The sequence below is a fragment of the Pseudomonas sp. LAIL14HWK12:I1 genome, assembly GCF_003202095.1.
In the GTDB taxonomy this organism is placed as follows: Bacteria; Pseudomonadota; Gammaproteobacteria; order Pseudomonadales; family Pseudomonadaceae; genus Aquipseudomonas; species Aquipseudomonas monteilii.
Genome location: NZ_QJKG01000004.1, coordinates 85,286 through 107,422 on the forward strand (window position 1 = coordinate 85,286; position 22,137 = coordinate 107,422).

Consider the following 22,137-nt stretch of genomic DNA (forward strand, 5'->3'; position numbering starts at 1 on the left):
GCGGATTATCGCTGTTTTGGTAACAAAGATTCGCAGGAATCTGCGCTTATCGCCAGTGCTGCCGCCCCCTAGAATTGCCCGGCCCCTTCACCTCTTCCTCGGGAAATCGCAGCTGTGCCGCGTCGCATCATCAGAACGCTCAATGCGTTCAGTGCCTGTGCCCTTGCCCTCACCTTGAGTGGCTGTATCGGAACCTGGGGCATCGCCCCGCAAAGCAAGACGCTGCAAGCCAATACCCTGGCCACCGACGCGGCCATACGCGAAGCCGCGACCGATGCCCACTGGCCCGACCAGCAGTGGTGGCACGCCTATGGCGACGCCCAGCTGGACCGCTGGGTAGCCCTGTCCGTGGCCGGCAGCCCAAGCCTGGCCATGGCCGCCGCGCGGGTGCGCGAAGCCAAGGCCATGGCGGGTGTGGTCGAGTCGGCAGAAAAACTGCAGGTCAATGGCCAGGCCACGCTCAAGCGCCACAACTGGCCTGAAGACCAGTTCTACGGCCCTGGCGCGCTGTCTGGCGCCAACACCTGGGACAACAATGCCGCCTTCGGTTTCAGCTACGCCCTCGACCTGTGGGGCCGCGAACGCAATGCCAGCGAGCAGGCGGTGGATCAGGCGCACATGAGCGTGGCCGAAGCCCGCCAGGCGCAGCTGGAACTGCAGAACAACGTGGTGCGTGCCTATATCCAGCTGAGCCTGCACTTTGCCCAACGCGATATCGTCAAGGCCGAACTGGAGCAGCAAGAGCAGATCCTGGCCTTGGCCAAGCGCCGCCTGGACGCGGGCATCGGCACCCATTTCGAAGTCAGCCAGGCCGAAGCGCCGCTGCCGGAAACCCACCGCCAGCTCGACAGCCTGAACGAAGAAATCGCCCTGACCCGCAACCAGCTGGCTGCCTTGGCCGGCAAGGGGCCGGGGGAGGGCGCACAGTTGCAGCGCCCGACCCTGGCCCTGGCTGCACCACTGAAACTGCCTTCCAACCTGCCTGCCCAACTGGTCGGCCAGCGCCCTGACGTGGTTGCCAGCCGCTGGCAGGTGGCCGCGCAGGCGCGTGGCATCGACGTTGCTCATGCCGGCTTCTTCCCCAACGTCGACCTGGTCGGCAGCCTGGGCTTCATGGCCACCGGCGGCGGCCCGCTGGAGTTCCTCACCGGGCGCAAGTTCAACTACAACGTCGGCCCGGCCATCAGCCTGCCGATCTTCGACGGTGGCCGCCTGCGCTCGGAGCTGGGCGTGGCCTCGGCGGGCTATGACGTGGCGGTGGCGCGTTACAACCAGACCGTGGTTGGCGCGCTCAAGAACATCTCCGACCAGCTGATCCGCCGCGAGTCGATGAAAGAACAGTCGCATTTCGCTGCCGAATCCGTTGCTGCTGCGCAGAAAACCTACGACATCGCCATGGTCGCCTTCCAGCGGGGTCTTACCGATTACCTGAGCGTGCTCAATGCGCAGACCTTGCTGTTCCGCCAGCAGCAAGTGCAACAGCAGGTGCAGGCCGCCCGCCTGATCGCCCATGCCGAGCTGGTCACCGCGTTGGGCGGTGGCCTGCAGGCCGGCCAGGATGTGCCGAAAGAGGAACGCCAGGCCGCGCCGAAAACCCCGGCCACCCTGGCCATTTTCGACAAGAAGCCGGATAACGCCGAATGAGCACTTCCAGTTTGCCCATGCGCTGGCTGCAAAGCCTGGAATGGCGCCGGGGCTTCTTTGCCTGGGCGCGCACCGACGGTGTGACCTGGGTGTACATCTTCAAGGTGCTGGCTGCCGCCTTCATCACCCTGTGGCTGGCCATGCGCCTGGAGCTGCCGCAACCGCGCACGGCCATGATCACCGTGTTCATCGTCATGCAGCCGCAAAGCGGGCATGTGTTCGCCAAGAGCTTCTACCGAGTGCTCGGCACCCTGGCCGGCTCGGCGATGATGGTGGCGCTGATCGCCATCTTCCCGCAGAACACCGAGCTGTTCCTGCCCAGCCTGGCCTTGTGGGTGGGCCTGTGCTCGGCCGGCGCCATGCGCTACCGCACCTTCCGCGCCTATGGCTTCGTGCTGGCCGGCTACACGGCAGCGATGATCGGCCTTCCGGTGCTGCAGCACCCCGATCAGGCGTTCATGGCAGCGGTATGGCGGGTGCTGGAAATTGCCTTGGGCATTCTGGTATCGACCTTCGTCAGTGCCGCGATCCTGCCGCAGTCGGCCAGTGCCGCCATGCGCAACGCCCTGTACCAGCGCTTTGGCGTATTCGCCGGGGTAGTGGTGGAAGCCCTGCGCGGTGACAGCCAGAAAGACCGTTTCGAAAGCAGCAACGTGCGCTTCGTCGCCGAGGCCGTGGGCCTTGAGAGCCTGCGCAACGTCACTGCCTTCGAAGACCCGCACATGCGCCGCCGCAGTGGCCGGCTGGTGCGCATGAACAGCGAGTTCATGGCCATCACCACACGCTTCAATGCCTTGCACCGTTTGCTCGAACGCCTGCGTGCTCGTGGCCCCCTGCAGATCGTCAGTGCCATCGAACCGGGCCTGAACACCTTGGTGGAACTGTTACAGCCCTACGTGGGCCGGGCGTTGACCGATGCCGATGCACTGCGCCTGACCCTGGAGCTGGCCGCCTACAAGGAAGGCCTGCAAGCCCAGGTGCGCGGGCTGCGAGCCGAGTACCTGGCGACCGAACCCAGCGAGGCCGACCTGCTCGACTTCCATACGGCGTTCGAGCTGCTGTACCGCTTTGTCGACGAAATGTTCAGTTATGCCGAAACCCACGCTTCGTTGGCGGCGCACAGGCACGAGCGTGAACAGTGGGACGAGCCCTATGTGGCGCAGACCAGCTGGCTGGTGTCGCTGGCCGCCGGTGTGCGTGCCTCGGCGGTGCTGTTGCTGCTGGGCAGTTACTGGCTGCTCAGCGACTGGCCCAGCGGCGCCATGATGACCTTGATCGCCACCGTCACCGTGGGCCTTTCGGCGGCTTCGCCCAACCCCAAACGCATGTCGTTCCAGATGGCTTGCGGCACGGCTATCGGCGCTTTTGTCGGCTTCTTCGAAACCTTCTTCGTGTTCCCCTGGATCGACGGTTTCCCGCTGCTGTGCATGGTGCTGGCGCCGGTGTTCGTACTCGGCGCGTTCCTTGCCTCGCGCCCGGCTTACGCCGGTTATGGCCTGGGCCTGCTGGTGTTCTTCGCCATCGGTTCGGTGCCGAACAACCTGACGGTGTATGACCCTTACACGTTCATCAACGACTACATCGGCATGGTCATCGGCATGTTCGTCTGCGCTGCTGCTGGCGCGATCATCCTGCCGCCCAACAGCCGCTGGCTGTGGAGCCGGCTGGAGCAGGAACTGCGTGAGCAAGTGCTGTTCGCCATCAGCGGCCGCCTGCGCGGCCTTGGGTCGGCCTTTGAAAGCCGCACCCGCGACCTGTTGCACCAGGCCTACGGTCTGGCGGCCGGCAAGCCGCAGGTGCAAAGCCAGCTGATGGGGTGGATGTTCACCGTGCTGGAAATCGGTCACGCCGTCATCGAGCTGCGCAAAGAGCAGGCCCGTGCGCCGGTGCACCCGGCCTACGCCGAGTCACAACCGTGGCGCCAGGCCATCCGCGTGATGGGCCGCGCACTGGCAAGGCTGTTCTTGCAGCCCAGCGCCAGCAACCACGAACGCGCACTGGTGGCGGTGGACCACGCCATCGCTCGCGTGCAAGCCACCGACGAGCCATTCGCCCGGCACTTCGATACCTCGGTGCTGCGCCGTGCGCAAAGCTACCTGCATTTCATCCGTTCTTCCCTGCTTGACCCACAATCGCCACTGGCACCGGCGAAAGGACTGCACCATGCCCCGTGAAATCGCCTTCCATGGCGTGTACATGCCCACCATGACTTTGATGTTCCTGTTCGCCCTGGGCCTGGCCTGGGGCCTGGACCGGTTCATCGCCAGCCATGATGGCTACCGCTTCTTCTGGCACCCGGCGCTGCTGCGTCTGAGCCTGTTCGTCTGCCTGTTCGGCGCCATGGCGCTTACTGTCTACTGGTGAGAATCCTTCGATGAAAAAGTTCTTCAGCCTGATCGCCACCCTGCTGGTGCTGGTCGCCGCCGTGGCCATCGGTCGCCAGTTGTGGCTGCACTACATGACCACGCCCTGGACCCGCGACGGCCGCGTGCGTGCAGACATCATCAACGTCGCCGCCGACGTGCCCGGCTACGTGGTGGACGTCCCGGTCAAGGACAACCAGCGGGTGAAGAAGGGCGACCTGCTGATCCAGATCGACCCCGAGCATTACCAATTGGCAGTCGACCAGGCCAAGGCTCTGGTCGCCTCGCGCAAGGCGACCTGGGAAATGCGCAAGGTCAACGCCAAGCGCCGGGCCGACATGGACAACCTGGTGATTTCCAAGGAAAACCGCGACGACGCCAGCAACATCGCCAACTCCGCCCAGGCCGATTACCAACAGGCCCTGGCCGAGCTGGCTGCCGCCGAGCTCAACCTCAAGCGCACGCACATCGTGGCCACGGTGGACGGGTACGTGACCAACCTGAATATCCACAAGGGCGACTATGCGCGCACCGGTGAAGCGGTGATGGCGGTGGTCGACGAGAACTCGTTCTGGGTGTACGGGTTCTTCGAAGAGACCAAGCTGCCCCACGTGAAGGTGGGTGACCAGGCCGAGCTGCAGATGATGAGTGGCGAGCGCATCAAGGGCCATGTAGAGAGCATCGCCCGCGGCATCTACGACCGTGACAACCCGCAAAGCCGTGAGCTTATTGCCGATGTGAACCCGACGTTCAACTGGGTGCGCCTGGCGCAGCGCGTGCCGGTGCGGATTCACATTGATGAAGTGCCGGAAGGGTTTTTGCTGGCGGCGGGGACGACCTGTACGGTGGTGGTGAAGCCGAGCGAGGGGTAAGTGTTGTTCACGGTTGCTGTGCGGCTTCCCTCAGCAACTGATCCCAATCATCGGGAGGGTGGCCGTTGTCGAGCATTTTCTGGAAGACCTTGTAAGCATCGTCATGACTTTCATAAGCCCGCTTGCTTGATTCGTCATTGACCCAGGCCAGCACGATGATCCTGCTGGGGGTGTGGTAGCGAAAGAACAACCGGTACTGCTGAAAGAACTTTGCCCGAAACCAGTGCTTGTGACCCTCGCCCAGCGTGGCGCCTTGGCGGTATTCAGATTTGGTCGGGTCCTGAGGGATCACATCAAAAGCCAAACGCTTGATCGCCGCCAGCCGCTTATAGGCATTTCTTTCCGTGTAACCTGTTGGGTCTTTCTGCATCTGAGCATGAACTTGAGTGCTCAGTGCCTCCAGTTTGGCCAGGAACAGCGGGTGGGCAAATACAGTCCATCCATGAATAACCAGAGGCTTCCTGCTCGCATCACTCATTCATCATCCGCCGACAGAGGTTGATCCAGGTCGACCTCTGCGTCGCCGACAAGCTTGTCGAGACGCGCGATGAGGTCAGCATCGACAACCTGCAGCCGTTGAGGGTTGGTGGCGATATCGTGTGCCAGGAACTCCAGAAATTTGCCCAGTACCGGATCGCTCTCGGTTGCTTCTGCACGGGTGAGTATCACCTCACCGTCAGGGCGAATCGAGTAATGGATCTTGTCACGTTTTTTCAAGCCCAAGGCGCGCCGTACTGTTTCGGGAACAGTGGTCTGATAGCGATCGGTCAGTGTGGACTCGACGTCGAGAGTGGTTGCCATGGGCAATGTCCTTTTGAGGGGAAGCTATGCATTCCAAGGTAATGCGAATGCATTGCTTGGTCAATGCAAGTGCATTACCCCTCTGATGAGCGGTCAGGCTACTCCCACCAACACCGGAACCTTCACCCGGTCAATCACCTTCGCGCTGATCGACGGATCCAGCATCCGCCCCAGCCGCGACAGGTGACGGTGGCCCATGATGATCAGCTCGCAGTTCAGCTCCTGCGCCTTGGCCACGATCACTTCGACCGGTTGCCCGGCCACCATGCAGCCCTGGCTGGCGAAGCCGGCTTGCTGCAACTCGCGCACGGCCTGGGCGACGGCGTGGTCGGCATGTTGCTGTTCCTCGCAGGCGGCGGGGTATTCCTCCAGCTCTTCGGTTGTATAGGGGGCGGGTTGTTCGTGGACGGCGAAGGTGGAGTCGATGGCCAGCAATACGTGCAGTTCGTGTTCGCCGGGGCGGCAGTAGCGGCGGGCGAGGGTGAGCAGGGCGCTGGAAGCGGGGGAGGCGTCGATGGCGATCAGGACGGGGGTGGGCATTGGGGATCCTTGTACAAGGCTGGCTGAACGGTTGCCTGTCCGGGCCCTTTCGCGGGTAAACCCGCTCCCACAGGTACACCACAGTTTTCGAAATCCGCGCAGTCTCTGTGGGAGCGGGTTTACCCGCGAATGGGCCGAACCTGCCATGCAATATTTTTGGCCCAATCCACTTCCGGAATAAATGTCCCTCCACGCACGAGCGCATTGCGTCTGGTGCAATCCACCAACCTGCTACCATCGCCATCCCCACAGCTGCCACGGAAAACGGCCATGCAACTCCCGGACATGAACCTGCTTGTCGCCCTCGATGCCCTGCTCGATGAGGGCAGCGTGGTGGGCGCGGCGCAGCGCATGAACCTGAGCCCGGCAGCGATGAGCCGTACCCTGGGGCGCATTCGCGAGGCCATGGGCGACCCGATTCTTGTGCGTGCCGGCCGTGGCCTGGTGCCGACGCCGCGCGCGTTGGCCCTGCGCGAGCAGGTGCATGGCCTGGTGGAGCAGGCCGGGCAGGTGTTCCGCAGCCGAGACGATGTCGATCTGGTTAACCTGGATCGTGCCTTCAATATCCGCACCAACGATTTGTTCATCGCCCTGTACGGCGCCCAACTGCTGCGCATGATGCTGGCCCAGGCACCGCGCACGGTGTTGCGGTTCGTCCCGGAGGGCAGTGGCGACGATGATGCGGTGCTGCGCAATGGGCACATCGACCTGATCATCAGCTCGGCCGTAGAACTGGGCCCGGAAATCAAGGTGCAGAGCCTGTTCAACACCTATTTCGTGGGCCTGGCGCGCGTAGGGCATCCGATCTTCGACGCCCCTATCACCCCAGAGCGCTTCGCCGCCTACCCGCAGATCAGTGTATCCCGGCGTGGCCGCGCCAATGGGCCGATCGATGTGGCGCTGGCCAACCACAAGGTGGAGCGGCGGGTAGCGCTGATCACCACCAGCTTCCACTCGGCTATGTTTTCGTTGCCGGATTCGGACCTGATCCTGCCGATACCGGCCAATATCCTCAACAGTGTGCAGCGCCTGAAATTGCCACTGCGCTCGTTCGAGATCCCGGTGCCGTTGGAAAAGGTCAATGTGAAGCAGGCATGGCACCCGCGGTTCGACAACGACCCCGCGCATCGTTGGCTACGCCAGACGTTGAAAGCATGCGGCAGTATTGATCCGTGACTTTCATGACAATTGCGTCTGGCGCAATATAAAACTGCCAACAAGTCAGTTTTCGTCAGCATTCGACCTTCTTAAACTTGCTCCAGCCTCGAAATTGTTGCTGGAGATGTAATTTCATGAGTTCCCTGACCGCACCCTCTGCGGCGTTGGCCGCCGCCCCCGCGCCGGCTGCACCTGCGCAGACGGCGTTCGGCGTGCAGGTGGTGGTGGGGCTGTTCGGTGTTTTGCTGGCCGTGCTGTGTGCGGGCCTGAACGAGTCAGTCACCAAGATTTCCCTGGCCGATATCCGCGGTGCCATGGGTATCGGTGCCGATGAAGGCGCCTGGCTGCTGGCGGTGTACAGTGCCGCCTCGGTCTCGGCCATGGCCTTTGCGCCATGGCTGGCCACCACCTTCTCACTGCGGCGCTTCACCATGAGCGCCATTGGCCTGTTCGCCGTGCTTGGCCTGCTGCAACCGTTCGCCCCCAACCTGCATAGCCTGATGCTGCTGCGTGTACTCCAGGGCTTTGCCTCGGGTGCCTTGCCGCCGATGCTGATGAGCGTGGCGCTGCGCTTCCTGCCGCCGGGCATCAAGGTCTATGGCCTGGCCTGCTATGCACTGACCGCCACTTTCGGCCCCAACCTTGGCACCCCGCTGGCGGGGCTGTGGACCGAGTACGTCGGTTGGCAATGGGCCTTCTGGCAGATCATCCTGCCCTCGCTGCTGGCCATCGTCTGCGTGGGTTGGGGCCTGCCGCAAGACCCGCTGCGCCTGGAGCGTTTCAAGCAGTTCGACTGGCGCGGTGTGTTGCTGGGCCTGCCCGCCATCAGTTGCATCGTGCTGGGCCTCTCGCTGGGTGACCGTTGGGGCTGGTTCGATTCGCCGCTGATCTGCTGGCTGCTGGGTGGTGGCCTGCTGCTGTTGGTGCTGTTCATGTTTAACGAGTGGTCCGAGCCGCTGCCGTTTTTCCAGTTGCGCATGCTGCAGCGGCGCAACCTGAGTTTCGCCTTGGTGACCTTGGCCGGCGTGCTGATCGTGCTGTCGGGCGTAGGCAGTATCCCGTCGGCCTACCTGGCGCAGATCCAGGGCTACCGCCCGGCACAGACCAGCCCGCTGATGATGCTGGTGGCGATGCCGCAACTGATCGCCCTGCCGCTGACGACAGCGCTGTGCAACATCCGCGCGGTGGACTGCCGCTGGGTGCTGGGCATTGGCCTGGCGATGCTGGCGGTGTCGTGTGTCGGCAGCAGCCTGCTGACCAGCGAGTGGATCCGTGGCGACTTCTACCCGTTCTACCTGTTGCAGGTGTTTGGCCAGCCCATGGCGGTGCTGCCACTGCTGATGCTGTCCACCAACGGGATGACCCCACAGGAAGGCCCGTTCGCCTCCAGTTGGTTCAACACTGTCAAAGGCCTGGCTGCAGTCATCGCGGGTGGCTTGCTGGATGCACTTGGGACCCTGCGCCGGCACTTCCATTCCAATCACCTGGTGGACAGCCTGGGCAACGCCCCGCTGGTCGACGACAGCGCTGCGGGCCTGGCCCGGCGTATTCACGACCAGGCGCTGGTGCTGACCTCTGCCGACCTCTACCTGGTCATGGCTGGCATCGCCGTGGCCCTGATCTGCCTGATTCCTTTCGTGCCTACCCGGGTCTACCCGCCGCGCGCGGTGGCCTGAACCCTGGATGAATTCGAGACCCGCTGAAATGACTAACAACCGCAAGACCCTGTTCATTGGCTCGGTACTGGCCGTGGCCGTTCTGGCTGGCATTGTCGGCCCCTGGATGTTCGGCAGCGACCACCGCCAGAGCACCAACGATGCCTACGTCATTGCCGACTACACCGTAGTTGCGCCCAAGGTTGCAGGCTTCATCAAGGACGTGCTCGTAGAAGATAACCAGCAGGTCACAGCCGGCCAGTTGCTGGCGACCATCGACGCCCGTGACTACCAGGCCGCCCTGGATGCCGCTCAGGCCCAGTTGCTGGTGGCTCAGGCGCAAAGTGCCGATGCCCGCGCCACGCTCGAGCGCCAGGCAGCATTGATTGCCCAGGCCGAGGCGGCGGTGAAAGCGGCCCAGGCCGAAACAGCGTTCGCCGACCATGAAGTCAACCGCTACAGCCGCCTGGCCGAGCAGGGCGCCGGTACCGTGCAGAATGCCCAGCAGGCACGCAGCGGCGTCGACCAGGCCCGCGCTCGCCTGGCCAATGCCCAGGCGGCGCTGGTGGCGGCGCGCAAGCAGGTGGATATCCTTACTGCCCAGGTGGCCAGCGCCGATGGCCAGCTCAAGCGCGCTGAAGCAGGCGTGGAAAAGGCACAGCTCGACCTGTCCTACACGCGCATCACGGCGCCGGTGGACGGCATGGTCGGCGAGCGCGCCCTGCGCGTGGGCGCCTACGTCAATCCCGGCGCACGCCTGTTATCGGTGGTGCCGTTGCAGCAGGCCTATGTGGTCGGCAACTTCCAGGAAACCCAGCTGACCCATGTGCAGCCGGGGCAGCCGGTGAGTATCAGCGTTGACACCTTCTCCGGTGAAAAGCTGCAAGGCCACGTAGAGAGTATCGCCCCGGCTACCGGCGTGACCTTCGCTGCGGTCAAGCCAGACAACGCCACCGGCAACTTCACCAAGGTTGTGCAGCGCATCCCGGTGAAGATCGTGTTCGATGACGGGCAGCCGTTGCTCTCCCGCTTGCGGGTGGGCATGTCGGTGGAAGCGACCATCGATACCCGTGGCGACAAGCTGGATGGCAAAGAGGTAAGTGCACGATGAAACCTGCATTACGCTTGAGCCCCTTGGTGCTGGCCGTGTTGATGGCCGGTTGCACGATGGGCCCGGACTTCCTGCGCCCCGACAGCCGGGCACCGCAACAGTGGGCGCCGCTTCAAGGCCAGGCAGCATCCAGCCAGCCGCAAGCCGAACCGCTGGAGCTGCGCTGGTGGGAAACCTTTCATGACGGACAGCTCAGCGCGTTGATCCAGCGCGTTGCCGAGCGCAACCTCGACCTGCAGATGGCCAGCGCCCGCCTGCTGCAAAGCCGCGCCTTGCGCAGCACCGTGGCCGCCGATGGGGTGCCATCGGTAGACGCCAACGCTGGTTACAGCCGCGCTCGTAACAGCGCCGAAGGCTTGAGCGACCCTTCCGGTAAAGCGGGTAAAGAGGCGTTCAACCTTTGGCAAGGCGACTTGGTGGCCGGTTGGGAACTGGACCTGTGGGGCCGCGTGCGGCGCCAGGTCGAGGCTGCCGATGCCACGGTCGAAGTGGCCGAGAACGACCGCCGTGGGGTGCTGCTGGCCTTGCTGTCGGAAACCGCCGGCAACTACATTCAGCTGCGAGCGGTGCAGCACACGATTGATGTGACACAGGACAACCTCAAGGTTGCCCGGCACAGCCTCAAATTGTCCGAAGACCGTCAGGCCGAAGGTGTTGCCACTCGGCTCGACGTGGCTCAGGCCAGTGCCCAGGTGGCGTCGATCGAGGCCCGCCTGCCAAGCCTCGAAGCCCGGCGTGATGACCTGATCAACGCCCTCAGTCTGCTCGCCGCAGAACCGCCACGCAGTCTGCAGGCTGAATTGCTGCAAGGCGGTGAACTGCCTGCGCCACAGCAAAAGTTCGCCATCGGTTTGCCGTCCGAACTGGCCGAACGCCGCCCGGACATTCGCCAGGCCGAAGCGCGCCTGCATGCTGCCACCGCCAGTATTGGCGTGGCCAAGGCTGATTTCTATCCGAGCATCCGTTTGTCGGGCAGCGTCGGCTTCCAGGCCATGCAGTTGTCTGATTTCGGCGGCTGGGATTCGCGCCGCTTTGCCTTCGGGCCACAGTTGTCGTTGCCGATCTTCGAGGGTGGCCGGCTCAAGGGCACCTTGGAACTGCGCGAGGCGCAGCAGCAGGAAGCGGCGCTGAACTACCGCAAGGTGGTGCTGGGCGCCTGGCATGAGGTCGACGATGTGCTTCGCCTGTACAACGCCAGCCAGTTGCGCCGTGACCACCTGGCCGAGGCTGTGAGGCAGAACCGCATCGCCCTGGAAACCGCCCAGCGCCAGTACGTGGAAGGGGCAGTGGACTTTCTCAATGTGCTGACGGTGCAGGGTGCATTGCTGGCCAGCGAGGAGCAGTGGATCGACAGCTCGGCGGCGGTGTCGCAGGCGCTGGTGGGGTTGTACAAGGCCCTGGGTGGTGGCTGGCAGGCGTTTGATGAGCAGCCGGTGAAGAAAGCATAAAAAGCGGGGCCGCTGTGCGGCCCATCGCCGGTACTGGCAAAAGAAAAATCAAAGCGGACGCAGCAGCCCAAACCGCTTGCGCAATGCCCAATCCAGCACCCGCCGAGGCAGTAACCGGGCCATCAGCGGCAGCGCCGTACTGCCATTCCCCAACCGCACCACAGCGGGTACGGGTGACTTGCCAACGGCCGCCAGTACGCCTTGGGCAAATACCGCCGCCGAAGTCGGCTTGTCCTGCGAAGCCCGCGCCCGTGCCTGTACATGCTCACGCAACGGCCACCACGCAGAGTCCGCCGCCAGCACCTGCTCCGCCTGGCGTTGGGCATTGTTGGCAAATTGCGAGGCAATCGCCCCGGGCTGCACTTGCATAACATGCACACCGAACGGTGCAAGCTCCAGGCGCAAGGCATCGCTCAAGGCATGCACCGCCGCTTTCGAGGCGCAGTAGGCACCGGCGAACGGTGTGACCAGCACGCCGGAAACACTGCCGATGTTCACCACTGTTCCTCGTGAGCGGCGTAGCAACGGGAACAGCGCGCGGGTTACACCCACCACGGCGAACACGTTGGTTTCGAACTGCTGGCGCAGGGCGTCCACGCCACCGTCGAGCAACGGCCCCATGGCGCCGTAGCCGGCGTTGTTGATCAGGATGTCGAGGGTTTCGAGCTCCTCGGCCAGGCGGGCCAGGGCCTCGCTGTCATTTACGTCCAGCTGCCGCGCGGTAAAACCGGCGGCGCTTAACACTTCAACATCCTCCGCCTTGCGCGCAGTGGCCCAGACGTGGAGGCCGGCATCGCGGAAGGCGTCGGCCAAGGCGCGGCCGATGCCGCTGGAACAACCGGTGATCAGAACGGTGGGCATGGGGGAGGCCTTTGATTAATTGGCGAAGGTGCCTTGCAGGTGTTCGGCACGGAATTCCAGCGTTTGCGGCCGGTACCCGGACCGCAGCGGTGGCAATGGCAGGCAGTCTTTCCACTCGGCCCCCGGTTGCAATTCACCCGGCCCTCGATAGCGTGGGGCGTTGTAGGTGTTCTCGGCCAGGTTCACGGTATCGCCCGGCGCATACGCCGCCACCCGCCAGCGCAGTTCGGTGAGCGGCACCTTGTTGCCGTTCTTCATGCGTACTTGCAACGCACGGTCGGCAGGGCATTGTTCGGGGGCATAAACGAGGCGCAAGTCCAGGCGGGCCAGTCGTGAGGTTTCGCGGTTGTCCTGCCAGACGACAAACAACGCCACCAAACCCAGGCCACACACAGCGGCCAGCGAGATCGGCAAAGCCTTGGCCGGGTAGCGCAGCAGCAGCACCAGCCAGGTGAGGATGAGGAAGGCACCGATGATCATGGGGCGTGCAGACCTTGGTTGCGCGGGTCTGACCATCGTAGCCTGAAATGGGAAAGGGCCGCAAAGCGGCCCCTAGGTGTTACTTATTGCGCGATGGTCTTCACTGAAACCCCACGCTCTGCCGGTGTCGATGTGCGCCCGTATACATCCTCGAAGCGCTCGATGTCATCCTCACCCAGGTAGCTACCCGACTGCACTTCGATGATCTCCAGCGGGATCTTGCCCGGGTTGCGCAGGCGGTGGATCGAGGCAATCGGAATGTACGTCGACTGGTTCTCGGTCAGCAGGAACACGTTCTCGTCACACGTCACCTCGGCAGTGCCAGACACCACGATCCAGTGCTCGGCACGGTGGTGGTGCATCTGCAGCGACAGGCTGGCGCCTGGCTTGACGGTGATGTGCTTGACCTGGAAGCGGCCGCCCATGTCCACCGAGTCGTACGAGCCCCACGGGCGATACACTTCCAGGTGGTTCTGGGTTTCCGTGCGGCCCTGTTCGTCAAGGGTCTTGACCATCTGCTTCACGCCCTGGACCTTGTCCTTGTGGGCAATCATCATGGCGTCCTTGGTCTCGACCACCACGATGTTTTCCAGGCCGATCACCGACACCAGCTTGCCGTTGCCATGGATCATGCAGTTGCGGCTGTCCTGCACCACCACGTCGCCTTTGGTGACGTTGCCATCCTCGTCCTTCTCGTGCACCTCCCACAGCGACGACCAGCAGCCCACATCGCTCCAGCCGGCCGACATCGGCACCACGCAAGCGCGCTGGGTTTTTTCCATCACCGCGTAGTCGATGGAGTTGTCCGGGCAGCAGGCGAAGGTGGCTTCGTCGATGCTCAGCACATCGCCGTCCTCCTGGCTGCGCTCCAGGGCCAGCACGCAGGTGTCATAGATGTCGCCGTCGTGCTTTTTCAGCTCTTCGAGGAAGCGGCTGGCGCGGAACAGGAACATGCCGCTGTTCCAGAAGTAGCCACCGGCCTGGACGAACTCGGCGGCGCGTTTTTCATCGGGTTTTTCAACGAACTGTGCCACCCGCGCCACGCCTTCGGGCAGCAGTGCATCCTGGCTGGAGCGGATGTAGCCGTAGCCGGTTTCCGGTTTGGTCGCCGGTACGCCGAACAGCACCATTTCGCCACGCTCGGCGGCCACGGTGGCCAAAGCCAGGGCGCGTTGCAGCGCCTTCTGGTCATCGATCACGTGGTCGGCGGGCAGTACCAGCATCAGCTCGTCACGGCCTTCGTTGACCAGCTTCATGGCGGCCATGGCCACGGCCGGCGCGGTGTTGCGGCCGAACGGCTCCATCAGGATGCCTTGGGTTTCCAGCTTCAGGGCAGCCAGTTGCTCCTGGACGATGAACTTGTGGTCCTTGTTGCAGACCACGATCGGTGTGTCCATGCCTTCGAACACCAGGCGCTCGATGGTTTGCTGGAACAGGGTGTGTTCACCGGTCAGGGCCAGGAACTGTTTAGGGAACTGCTTGCGCGACAGAGGCCACAGACGCGAACCGCTACCACCAGAAAGAATTACCGGGATCATCATGTTTCTCCAATAGTCGTTAATAGGCAGAGGGATCAGTTGCTAGCCACGGGGCGAGTTACCCACACCGGCGACAAGGCGTTGCCGGAACCTGTTACGTACAGCACCGCGGCTTCGCCGCGCTCCAGGGCGACGGGTTTCACGTCGCCCACTTTCTTGTCACCTTGGAACAACGCCAGGTTGACCTTCACTGGGTTGATTTCACGTTCGCCACGGCCGTTGGCGGCCACCGGCTTGACCACTTCGGTCTTGCCGTCGGCGGTTTTCAGGGTCAGCTGCTGGTCGCTCAGGTTCTGCACGCGCACCAGGGCTTTCTGCTTGTTCTTGAACGGCGGTTCTTCGATCAGCTGCGGGTTGCCGCTGCTGCTGTTGACCAGGGTGTAGTACTTGTCCGAGGCCAGCTTCACCGGCACGCTCTTGCCGCCAACCTGGGCGGTATAGTCGCCGCCTGGCAGGAAGCTGAAGTCGCTGCTGGCCTGGGCGCCCACCTGTTTGATCTGGGTGTTGCCGACCGAAGCGGCAGCGGGTGCGCTGGCGGCGTTGTACAGGCGCACGAAGGTCGAACCTTTCGGCGCGCTTGGGCCATACAGGGCGGCGTCGGCACCGGCGAAGGCCTGCATCGAAGCAAGGGAAAGGCCGGCCGCGAGGGTGAGGGCTTTGGCAATGGAAGTCTTGGTAGTCATGTGCATTTCCTCTCTATCGTTCAGTGGTTCGTCCGGGTGGACGACAAGGCCAGGTTTTCTTCGGATTTACGCGAGTTTTTCAGCTGCGCGATCCACTGCGGATCGAAGCTGCTGAGGTCGTTTTTCATGGGCAGATAACGTTCGGGGAATTCCCACACCACCACCTGGGGTGCGGCGTTTTTGAAGGCATCGCTTTGCAGGTACTTGAGCATTGGCAGCAGGGGGCCGTGGCCGTCTTCGGCGTAGTTGGCCACGTCGCTGCGCAGCGCTTGCTGCAGCGCACCAAGGAAGTTCCAGTGCGGGTTGGCGCTGTAGCTGGTGCCCACCAGCGCCACCGGGATTTCGTTGTTGGCAAATAGCGCGTCGTCGCTTTCAGCCGCTGCTTCTGCCGGGCGGGTGGTGCGTTGTTGCAGGTTGTCCGGGGTTGGCAGCAGGTTGCTGAACAGCGGGTCGAGCGGCAGGAAGTTGGTCAGGTCGCCTTTGTAGGGCGCAGTGCTGCCGGCTTCGGTCACGAAGGTTTGCGGGTCGCCGTTGAGCAGGTTCTGTCGGCTTACGGCTTCAGCCAGCGCCTGCGCTGCCACTTCGGCGCCCATCGGCGTCCAGTGGGTGTCGGTGCGCAGGAAAACCTGGCCACGGGCCTTGGCTTGTTCCATGGCCGCTTGCAGGTCCGGGGCGAACACGTTGGCCTGGCGCACCTGAGCATGGAACTGGTTGTACAGGTCGTCGTGCAGGCTTGCCGGTTGCTCCTTGCCCAGGTATTCCGAATAGATACGCGCCTTGGCGGGCACGATGGCCAGCACCAGCTGGCTGCCGTGCTGCTGCAAGGTGTCGCGTACGCCGCGGATCAGCGCCAGGTTTTCCTGCATCAGTTGCTCGGCACCGGCGGTGGGCTTGAACTCTTCGTCGCTGAACAGCCACTGGTCGCGGCCCAGCACCACACCGGGGCGGCCTTCGTTGAACAGCTTGAAGTCCAGCGCGGCCCAGACGTTGGTGCCAAGGCGCTTGATCGGGAACTGCTCGTCGTAGTGGGTTTCGGCGGCCTTGGCCAGCTTGCCGTTGAGCACGGTCATCTGCTCGGTACGCTGGAAGCTTTGCAGGCCACCGGTGGACCACACGCCCATGCCCACCAGCAAGCCGAGGAACGACAGTGAATACGTGATGCGTAAAGTACGGTTCATGTCATCGGCCTCAGAACTGGAAGTACAGGAACGGCGAGTAGCTTTGCGCCGAGAGCTTGAGGATCGAGGCCACGAACAGCAGCAGCACCAGGGCGCGGGTCATCACCCGGGTCCAGTCCAGGCCGATCGAGCCGTCAGTGTTGACCTGCACCGGGGTCGCCTTGGGCGAAGGCTTGGCATTGCGGTAGAAGTCGCGCAGGCCGAAGAACGCCAGGGTGAGGTAGGCGATCACCAGGGTGGCCACTTGCAGGCCGGTCAGCTGGGCACGGTTGAGTTCCGACAGCTGCCAGTCGCCAAAGCTGAACATGGCGCCGTACATGCGGCCGGCCACGTGCAGGTTTTCGGCGCGGAAGATCACCCAGCCGACCACCACCAGCAGGAAGGTGAAGGCCCATTTCACCGGGTTGAAGCGCTGCGGGTTGGTGTCGATGCCCAGCGCACGCTCGATGGCCAGCCACATGCCGTGCCAGGCACCCCAGATGATGTAGGTGAAGTTGGCGCCGTGCCACAGGCCGCCCAACAGCATGGTCAGGAACAGGTTGCGGTAAGTGTTGAAGGTGCCTTTGCGGTTACCGCCCAAGGTGATGTACAGGTAGTCGCGCAGCCAGGTCGACAGGCTGATGTGCCAGCGCCGCCAGAACTCCGTGATCGACTGGCTGATGTAGGGCTGCTTGAAGTTCTCCATGAAGCGGAAGCCCATCATCAGGCCCAGGCCGATGGCCATGTCGCTGTAGCCGCTGAAGTCGAAGTACAGCTGCGCGGTGTAGGCCAGCGCGCCCAGCCAGGCGTCGCCCGTGGTCGGGTTTTGCAGGGCGAAGCAGTGGTCGGCCACTACCGCCAGGGTGTCGGCAATGAACACTTTCTTGATGAAGCCCTGCATGAAGCGGGTGCAACCTTCGGAGAACTTGTCCAGGGTGTGGGTGCGGTTGTTGAACTGGTCGACCAGGTCCTTGAAGCGCAACACGGGGCCGGCGATCAGGTGCGGGAAGATCGCCACGAACGCTGCGAAGTCGATGAGGTTGCGGGTGGCCGGGGTGTCGCCACGGTACACGTCGATGATGTAGCTGATCGACTCGAAGATGTAGAACGAGATACCGATCGGCAGCAGCACGTGGGTGAGGATGAACGGCTCCAGGCCGAACGAGCTGATGATCGCGTTCAGGCTGTCGACACCGAAGTTGGCGTACTTGAAGTAGCCAAGGATTGCCAGGTCGACGCCCACGCCCAGCAGCAGCCAGCGCTGGGCCGGCTTGGTGCGCACGCCGGCGGCGCCGACTTTAAGGCCGATCCAGTAGTTCCACAGGGTGACCCCGGCGAACAGGGCCAGGAAGTCCACCCGCCACCAGGCATAGAAGATGTAGCTGGCGACCAGCAGCAGCAGGTTGCGATAGCGTTGCCCGCTCAAGTAGTACAGGCCGAGGAAGATCGGCAAGAACAGGAACAGGAACACGTTGGACGAGAAGACCATCCCGGTTCTCCTTTTTGTTCACAGCATCCGGGGCACAGCGCCCCCCAAACCCCCCAGTGCATAACCGGAAGGCAACTTAGGTCCCTGTGGGAGCGGGCGAGCCCGCGAAGAAGGCACCGCGATGCATGGCAAGGGCTTCGCCCTTGTTCGCGGGCATGCCCGCTCCCACAGGTTCCGACCCCACACGGGGTTCACTTCATTTCTTGCTCTCTGCGCTCGGGTCATAGACCCGGGTCAGGTTGCCGCCGAGCCTGAAACTGTCGAATGGCTGCATGCCGTGCTTGCGTTCGAGCGTGTCACCCACGCACTGGTACAGCGCGCACCACGGTTCGAGCCAGGCGTACTTGCTGTCGACCTTGAGGTCTTTCATGTCTTGCTTTTCGCCTGCGCGTTCCGCGAAGTGCTTAGGATCGCGAGCGCCGTACAGCACGCCTTCCCCCAGGCGCTGCAGGGCAAAGTTGTTTTCGCTGCGCAGGTCCACACCGTTGGCCTTGGCAAAGCTGGCGATCATCGCCAGCGGTGGCAGGGCGTAGTTGTGGTAGGCCAGGGCGCGCTGCTTGCGCTTGATCTCGTTGGGCAAGAAGCCCTGCTCGTCGACCTGGTTGGCGCCGATCTTGTATTCCTTCACGGCCCAGTCGAACAGGTCGCGGCGGTTGGTCGCCACCGAGGTGGCCATGACCGACCAGGCGGCCCAGTAGCTGTGGTTGTTGATCTTCGCCAGCGGCAGGTTGCTCCAGTCGCGCACGGTTTGCTCTGCAAGGCGGGCGAACCATTTCTCGATCAGCTCGGCCTCGGCCTGGTGCGCGGCCAGCGGCTGCGAGTTGGAGAACTTCAGGCGCAGCCAGGAACCACTCATGCTGCCCAACGCCCATTTGCGCATGGATTTGCCGGTGTGGTTGTAGTCGGTGGACATCAGCGCATCGGCACGCGCCCAGGTGCCCAACCAGGTCAGGGCGCAGTCGAGTTGTGCCGGGCGTCCGTCGCGCATGTACTGGTTGACCATCTTGGCCACGCCACGCTCCAGGGTGGTGATGTCCTTGGTCGAATCGCGGAAGGCCTGCTCGGAATCCTTGTTGAGGGTTGCCCGGGCACTGTCCGAACCTTCGTACTTGCTGCGGAACTGCAGCGCACCGGTGTACGGCTTGGGCGTTGCTTCGCAACGGAAGTTACCGTCGCCGGTCTTGAGCTTTTCGATCCCCTCGTAATACCCCTGGGGGGGGACCAGCGCGGCATGCGCGGCCCCCCCGAACAGGGCCAGCGCGAGCAGGGCGGGGCGGAAGATTCGCTTGAAGGTAGTCATGGGTCGCCTCACTGGCCGGCCTGCGCGGTTTGCGCGGGCACGGCGAAGTTGTTGCGTTTGCAGAGCTTGGCTTCGACTTTCTGGGTGCCGCTTTCCGGGCCTTGCACCTCGAAGGCCAGCAGGCTCTGGCTGGCCCAGTCCTCGTCTTCACGCATCTGGAAGACAAAGCGGCCGTCGGTGTCGGAGGTTTCCGGTTTTTCCAGCTTGATGTCTTCGTGGCGACCGTTGAGGTACCAAAGGGTGGCTTGCAATACCTTCACCGACGGGTCTTCGAACTTCACGTCCATCTGCAGGTTGCGGTTGATCAGGTCTTTGATCACGCCGCCCTTGCCGTTGACCATCAGCTCGTTCTTGCCGGGCTTGAGGGTGGTGCTGGCGCTCATCAGCGCCGGGCGGTCGTCGCAGCCGTTGTCGAGCAGGCCGAGGATTTGCCGCCAGATGGTTTCCTGGTCCAGGCGGTACAGCGGGGAGAACTCCCAGATGAGGATCTTCGGCGGGTTCTTCTTGAATTCCTCGCTGCCCAGGTACTGGATCATCGAACCTTCCAGGCCACCGCCGGGGAAGGCGACGTTGAGCACGTCGGCACCGATGTACTGTTCGAGGAAGCCCGAGAAGTTGTAGTTCTTGCCACTGTGGCTGGTGCCGACCAGGGTGATCTGCGCGTTGCCACTGTCACCGAACAGGTCGTCGCCACCGCCGCTGGAGCCTTTCGGCTCGGTGGCGAACTGGTCCATGTACTGCACTGCATAGCTGGTGCCGCAGAGCTGGCCGGCGACGTTGTGCAGGGTGCCGGTCTTGCCCATGCGCCCGGATTTTTTCGTTTCGAATTCCTTGCGCGGGATGCCTTCGAAGGCCGGCATGTGGTGCACGGTGTCGGCCACGATCTTGGCCGCGCGCTCGGCGCCGTAAGGTGTCCAGTGCTGGTCGCCACGGAAGTAGAAGTCCTTGCCCTGGTCGGCGGCGGCCAGCTGTTCGTTGGTCAGCGGCGACAGGTCGGGCACGTTGTAGCCCATGCTTGCAAAGCGCTTGAGCATGGCCTGGTAGTTGCCCAGCGCCTTCTGGTAATCGAAGGCAGCTTTCTCGGCCGGGTTGAGCATGTTGCGGTTCACCAGGCCACGGGTCGGCTGGTAGACCACCACCAGTTCCACGCCGCGCTTCTTGAACGCGTCGTGCACCTGCTGCAGGCGTTTGTAGCCGGCCGGGGTGGTGTTGAACTCGGTGCGCAGGTCTTCGCGGGTACGGAAAAGCCAGTCCCCTTTGGCCTGCACCAGCGTGGTGAAGTTCTGCTGGTAACGGGTGGTGTAGCGGCTGGCGTCATGCGCTTCAGGGCACAGCTGGCAGCACGGCTCGGCGGTGAAGGTGGGGGCCTTCACGTCGTCGGCGCGCACGCCCTGGCTGATCGCCAGAAGGGCGGCGGACAGGCCCAGCAGTTTCATCAGGTGTGGGGTCATGGTCTGGGCTTCCTTAATCGATCATTTCGGTCTGGCGTTCGACCGGGTCGATCAGCACAGCCTTTTGCTGGCGTACCAGCAGGTCGAGGATTTCGTCCTGGCGTTCGCCCAGGATGCCGTTGAGGCTGATACCGCTGGCCTTGCGCGGGGCGAGCATCGAAACCTTGTACAGCTCGACCGACAGCGGCGAGTCGATCGACAGCGGGCCGGAGCCGTTGGCCGTCAGCTCACCGCCTACCAGGATCAGCGACACTTTGGTGTCGAACGGGTCCAGGGCGATGTCGCGGTCGGTGTCGGACAGGTCTTTGATGTGGCCGTACACGCCCACCAGGCCGTTGGCCATGGCGATGTTTTCGTACAGGCGGATGTTCACGCTGTTACGCACGCGGATGCCGTGGCGGCGGTTGTTGATCAGCTTGTTGCCCCAAATCAGGTTGTCGCCGCTTTCGTACAGGGTGATGCCGTCGGTGTGGTTACGGTAGATCTCGTTGTAGGCGATCAGGTTGTTGACGCTGTTACGGTCGATCACCACGCCCGAGAGCTTGTTGTCGTAGCTCTTGTTGTTGATGATCCAGCTGTCGTTCACCTCACGCGAAACGATGATGCCGTGCTTCTTCTTGGTGCCGTACACGGTGTTGCCGGCGATGATCAGGCGGTGCGAGCGGTCGTGCGGGTCGATGCCGTAGACGATGTTGTCGCGGTAGGTGCTGTCCTTCACCACGAAGTCCTGGGTTTCGTAGCAATAGAAGCCGTACCACATGTCGCTGAACTCAGAGCCGATGATCCAGCCGGTGGGTTCCGGGCGTCCCATGCGCTTGGCCATGTTCGGCGTGTACTGCGAGATGCTCACACCGTACGATTTGGACTTGGCGTAGCCGAAGCTGGCCATCTTCGTATTGACGATGTAGGTCTCGGTACCGCCCCACGACAGCAGGAACGGGCGGAATTCCTTGGGCGAGCGGAAGGTCGCCGGGCCGTTGTCCTTCTCGCGCCAGCCGGTCACCTGGGTGTCGGTGACGAACAGCTTGCCGTCGTTGACCAGGAACGAACCGCCCTCCTGGGACAGGCGCAACTGCTTGACCTTGCCGTCGATCTCGAGGATGCCCTTTTGCCCGACCACAATCGGCAGGCGCGCCAGGTACACGCCTGGCTCGACTTCGCTGAGGTACTGCTTGGGCACCTTCTTGCTCAGTTCCACCAGGTCGACATGGCCGTCATCGACGAAGATCGCCTGCGGAATACCGTGCTGGCGCTGCACCCACTCGGCCGCCTTGTTGTCGCCGCCGACGAACTCCTTGAGGGTGTCCTCCTGGAACATGCGGCGCAGGCTGACCTTGCCCTTGTGGCTGCGGTCGATCTTCTTCTGCACCGCCTCGGCGGTGAAGCCGGTCAGGTCGGGCAGCTTTGGCGGGTCCATCTGCAGCGGCTCGATCGGCGCGCTGGCCACGGTATAGGTCTTGGCCTGCTGCAGTTCCTTGGCAATAACCTGGGGTTCTGCGGCGGCGACCAGGCCGCTGGCCAGCAGCAAGGCGCTGGCCAACAGGCTGTGACGTAAGTGCGGGTGAAGGTTCATCAGGTTTCTCCCG

The 22,137-nt window shown here is 63.2% G+C and carries 20 protein-coding genes; 8 read left to right on the forward strand and 12 right to left on the reverse strand.

Annotated features, from left to right (window positions below; translation table 11 throughout):
• Positions 1-114: 114 nt before the first annotated feature.
• Genes D906_RS12325 through D906_RS12340 form a run of 4 tightly spaced genes read left to right on the forward strand, consistent with a single transcriptional unit; the run spans position 115 to position 4,879 of the window.
• Positions 115-1,644 carry an efflux transporter outer membrane subunit gene (locus D906_RS12325; RefSeq protein WP_027615373.1) on the forward strand — a complete coding sequence of 510 codons (1,530 nt, stop codon included), beginning with the start codon at positions 115-117 and terminating at the stop codon, positions 1,642-1,644.
• Entirely contained in the window at positions 1,641-3,818 is a 2,178-nt protein-coding gene (locus tag D906_RS12330; RefSeq protein WP_019098848.1) for an FUSC family protein, read from the forward strand. The genes D906_RS12325 and D906_RS12330 overlap by 4 nt, the downstream gene beginning before the upstream one ends.
• On the forward strand, positions 3,808-4,008 hold the full coding sequence (locus D906_RS12335; RefSeq protein WP_009685040.1) for a DUF1656 domain-containing protein: 201 nt from the start codon (positions 3,808-3,810) through the stop codon (positions 4,006-4,008). The genes D906_RS12330 and D906_RS12335 overlap by 11 nt, the downstream gene beginning before the upstream one ends.
• 10 nt (positions 4,009-4,018) lie before the next feature.
• On the forward strand, positions 4,019-4,879 hold the full coding sequence (locus tag D906_RS12340; protein ID WP_016713502.1) for an HlyD family secretion protein: 861 nt from the start codon (positions 4,019-4,021) through the stop codon (positions 4,877-4,879).
• A gap of 7 nt (positions 4,880-4,886) precedes the next feature.
• Here D906_RS12340 and D906_RS12345 read toward each other — a convergent pair whose 3' ends face one another.
• The 3 genes from D906_RS12345 to D906_RS12355 form a co-directional block, all read right to left on the reverse strand.
• A complete protein-coding gene (locus tag D906_RS12345) occupies positions 4,887-5,357 on the reverse strand; it encodes a type II toxin-antitoxin system YhaV family toxin (protein ID WP_025753981.1) in 471 nt (156 codons plus the stop codon).
• Complete coding sequence (locus D906_RS12350; protein WP_027615374.1) at positions 5,354-5,680, reverse strand: type II toxin-antitoxin system PrlF family antitoxin; 327 nt, start codon at positions 5,678-5,680, stop codon at positions 5,354-5,356. The genes D906_RS12345 and D906_RS12350 overlap by 4 nt, the downstream gene beginning before the upstream one ends.
• A 93-nt stretch (positions 5,681-5,773) precedes the next feature.
• Positions 5,774-6,220: a universal stress protein gene (locus D906_RS12355; RefSeq protein WP_016713505.1), complete on the reverse strand. Its 447-nt coding sequence runs from the start codon at positions 6,218-6,220 to the stop codon at positions 5,774-5,776.
• Between the two features lie 270 nt (positions 6,221-6,490).
• On the opposite strand from D906_RS12355, the gene D906_RS12360 reads away from it, so the two are divergent.
• The 4 genes from D906_RS12360 (at position 6,491) to D906_RS12375 (ending at position 11,592) form a co-directional block, all read left to right on the forward strand.
• Positions 6,491-7,396: a LysR family transcriptional regulator gene (locus tag D906_RS12360; RefSeq protein WP_019098852.1), complete on the forward strand. Its 906-nt coding sequence runs from the start codon at positions 6,491-6,493 to the stop codon at positions 7,394-7,396.
• Positions 7,397-7,512: 116 nt separating this feature from the next.
• A complete protein-coding gene (locus D906_RS12365; protein WP_027615375.1) occupies positions 7,513-9,054 on the forward strand; it encodes an MFS transporter in 1,542 nt (513 codons plus the stop codon).
• A gap of 28 nt (positions 9,055-9,082) precedes the next feature.
• On the forward strand, positions 9,083-10,144 hold the full coding sequence (locus D906_RS12370; protein WP_019098854.1) for an HlyD family secretion protein: 1,062 nt from the start codon (positions 9,083-9,085) through the stop codon (positions 10,142-10,144).
• Positions 10,141-11,592 (forward strand): efflux transporter outer membrane subunit, encoded by a 1,452-nt coding sequence (locus D906_RS12375; protein WP_019098855.1) that lies wholly within the window; start codon positions 10,141-10,143, stop codon positions 11,590-11,592. Before D906_RS12370 ends, D906_RS12375 begins: the two co-directional genes overlap by 4 nt.
• A 48-nt stretch (positions 11,593-11,640) precedes the next feature.
• Here the strand turns inward: D906_RS12375 and D906_RS12380 are convergent, their stop codons facing one another.
• From D906_RS12380 to algG, 9 genes are all read right to left on the reverse strand, one after another.
• A complete protein-coding gene (locus D906_RS12380; RefSeq protein ID WP_027609118.1) occupies positions 11,641-12,453 on the reverse strand; it encodes an SDR family oxidoreductase in 813 nt (270 codons plus the stop codon).
• 15 nt (positions 12,454-12,468) lie between these two features.
• Complete coding sequence (locus D906_RS12385; protein WP_025753977.1) at positions 12,469-12,933, reverse strand: hypothetical protein; 465 nt, start codon at positions 12,931-12,933, stop codon at positions 12,469-12,471.
• Positions 12,934-13,016: 83 nt separating this feature from the next.
• Positions 13,017-14,471, reverse strand: a complete 1,455-nt coding sequence (locus D906_RS12390) for a mannose-1-phosphate guanylyltransferase/mannose-6-phosphate isomerase (RefSeq protein WP_025753976.1) — start codon at positions 14,469-14,471, stop codon at positions 13,017-13,019.
• Positions 14,472-14,506: 35 nt separating this feature from the next.
• Positions 14,507-15,154, reverse strand: a complete 648-nt coding sequence (locus tag D906_RS12395) for an alginate O-acetyltransferase AlgF (RefSeq protein ID WP_016713514.1) — start codon at positions 15,152-15,154, stop codon at positions 14,507-14,509.
• 20 nt (positions 15,155-15,174) lie between these two features.
• A complete protein-coding gene (locus D906_RS12400; protein ID WP_025753975.1) occupies positions 15,175-16,332 on the reverse strand; it encodes an alginate O-acetyltransferase in 1,158 nt (385 codons plus the stop codon).
• 10 nt (positions 16,333-16,342) lie between these two features.
• Complete coding sequence (locus tag D906_RS12405) at positions 16,343-17,800, reverse strand: MBOAT family protein (protein WP_019097272.1); 1,458 nt, start codon at positions 17,798-17,800, stop codon at positions 16,343-16,345.
• A gap of 196 nt (positions 17,801-17,996) precedes the next feature.
• Positions 17,997-19,100, reverse strand: a complete 1,104-nt coding sequence (locus D906_RS12415) for a mannuronate-specific alginate lyase (RefSeq protein WP_027609119.1) — start codon at positions 19,098-19,100, stop codon at positions 17,997-17,999.
• 8 nt (positions 19,101-19,108) lie between these two features.
• On the reverse strand, positions 19,109-20,551 hold the full coding sequence (locus tag D906_RS12420; RefSeq protein ID WP_025753973.1) for an alginate O-acetyltransferase: 1,443 nt from the start codon (positions 20,549-20,551) through the stop codon (positions 19,109-19,111).
• Positions 20,552-20,564: 13 nt separating this feature from the next.
• On the reverse strand, positions 20,565-22,124 hold the full coding sequence (gene algG / locus D906_RS12425) for a mannuronan 5-epimerase AlgG (RefSeq protein ID WP_016713519.1): 1,560 nt from the start codon (positions 22,122-22,124) through the stop codon (positions 20,565-20,567).
• Positions 22,125-22,137 lie beyond the last annotated feature (13 nt).

What these genes read in the sequence shown, in the direction of transcription:
- D906_RS12350 (WP_027615374.1), bottom strand. Translation starts at nt 5,680, where the DNA reads ATGGCAACCACTCTCGACGTCGAGTCCACACTGACCGATCGCTATCAG.
- D906_RS12360 (WP_019098852.1), top strand. Translation starts at nt 6,491, where the DNA reads ATGCAACTCCCGGACATGAACCTGCTTGTCGCCCTCGATGCCCTGCTC.
- D906_RS12380 (WP_027609118.1), bottom strand. Translation starts at nt 12,453, where the DNA reads ATGCCCACCGTTCTGATCACCGGTTGTTCCAGCGGCATCGGCCGCGCC.
- D906_RS12390 (WP_025753976.1), bottom strand. Translation starts at nt 14,471, where the DNA reads ATGATCCCGGTAATTCTTTCTGGTGGTAGCGGTTCGCGTCTGTGGCCT.
- D906_RS12375 (WP_019098855.1), top strand. Translation starts at nt 10,141, where the DNA reads ATGAAACCTGCATTACGCTTGAGCCCCTTGGTGCTGGCCGTGTTGATG.
- D906_RS12400 (WP_025753975.1), bottom strand. Translation starts at nt 16,332, where the DNA reads ATGAACCGTACTTTACGCATCACGTATTCACTGTCGTTCCTCGGCTTG.
- D906_RS12385 (WP_025753977.1), bottom strand. Translation starts at nt 12,933, where the DNA reads ATGATCATCGGTGCCTTCCTCATCCTCACCTGGCTGGTGCTGCTGCTG.
- D906_RS12345 (WP_025753981.1), bottom strand. Translation starts at nt 5,357, where the DNA reads ATGAGTGATGCGAGCAGGAAGCCTCTGGTTATTCATGGATGGACTGTA.
- D906_RS12370 (WP_019098854.1), top strand. Translation starts at nt 9,083, where the DNA reads ATGACTAACAACCGCAAGACCCTGTTCATTGGCTCGGTACTGGCCGTG.
- D906_RS12340 (WP_016713502.1), top strand. Translation starts at nt 4,019, where the DNA reads ATGAAAAAGTTCTTCAGCCTGATCGCCACCCTGCTGGTGCTGGTCGCC.
- algG (WP_016713519.1), bottom strand. Translation starts at nt 22,124, where the DNA reads ATGAACCTTCACCCGCACTTACGTCACAGCCTGTTGGCCAGCGCCTTG.
- D906_RS12415 (WP_027609119.1), bottom strand. Translation starts at nt 19,100, where the DNA reads ATGACTACCTTCAAGCGAATCTTCCGCCCCGCCCTGCTCGCGCTGGCC.
- D906_RS12335 (WP_009685040.1), top strand. Translation starts at nt 3,808, where the DNA reads ATGCCCCGTGAAATCGCCTTCCATGGCGTGTACATGCCCACCATGACT.
- D906_RS12330 (WP_019098848.1), top strand. Translation starts at nt 1,641, where the DNA reads ATGAGCACTTCCAGTTTGCCCATGCGCTGGCTGCAAAGCCTGGAATGG.
- D906_RS12365 (WP_027615375.1), top strand. Translation starts at nt 7,513, where the DNA reads ATGAGTTCCCTGACCGCACCCTCTGCGGCGTTGGCCGCCGCCCCCGCG.
- D906_RS12395 (WP_016713514.1), bottom strand. Translation starts at nt 15,154, where the DNA reads ATGACTACCAAGACTTCCATTGCCAAAGCCCTCACCCTCGCGGCCGGC.
- D906_RS12405 (WP_019097272.1), bottom strand. Translation starts at nt 17,800, where the DNA reads ATGGTCTTCTCGTCCAACGTGTTCCTGTTCCTGTTCTTGCCGATCTTC.
- D906_RS12420 (WP_025753973.1), bottom strand. Translation starts at nt 20,551, where the DNA reads ATGACCCCACACCTGATGAAACTGCTGGGCCTGTCCGCCGCCCTTCTG.
- D906_RS12355 (WP_016713505.1), bottom strand. Translation starts at nt 6,220, where the DNA reads ATGCCCACCCCCGTCCTGATCGCCATCGACGCCTCCCCCGCTTCCAGC.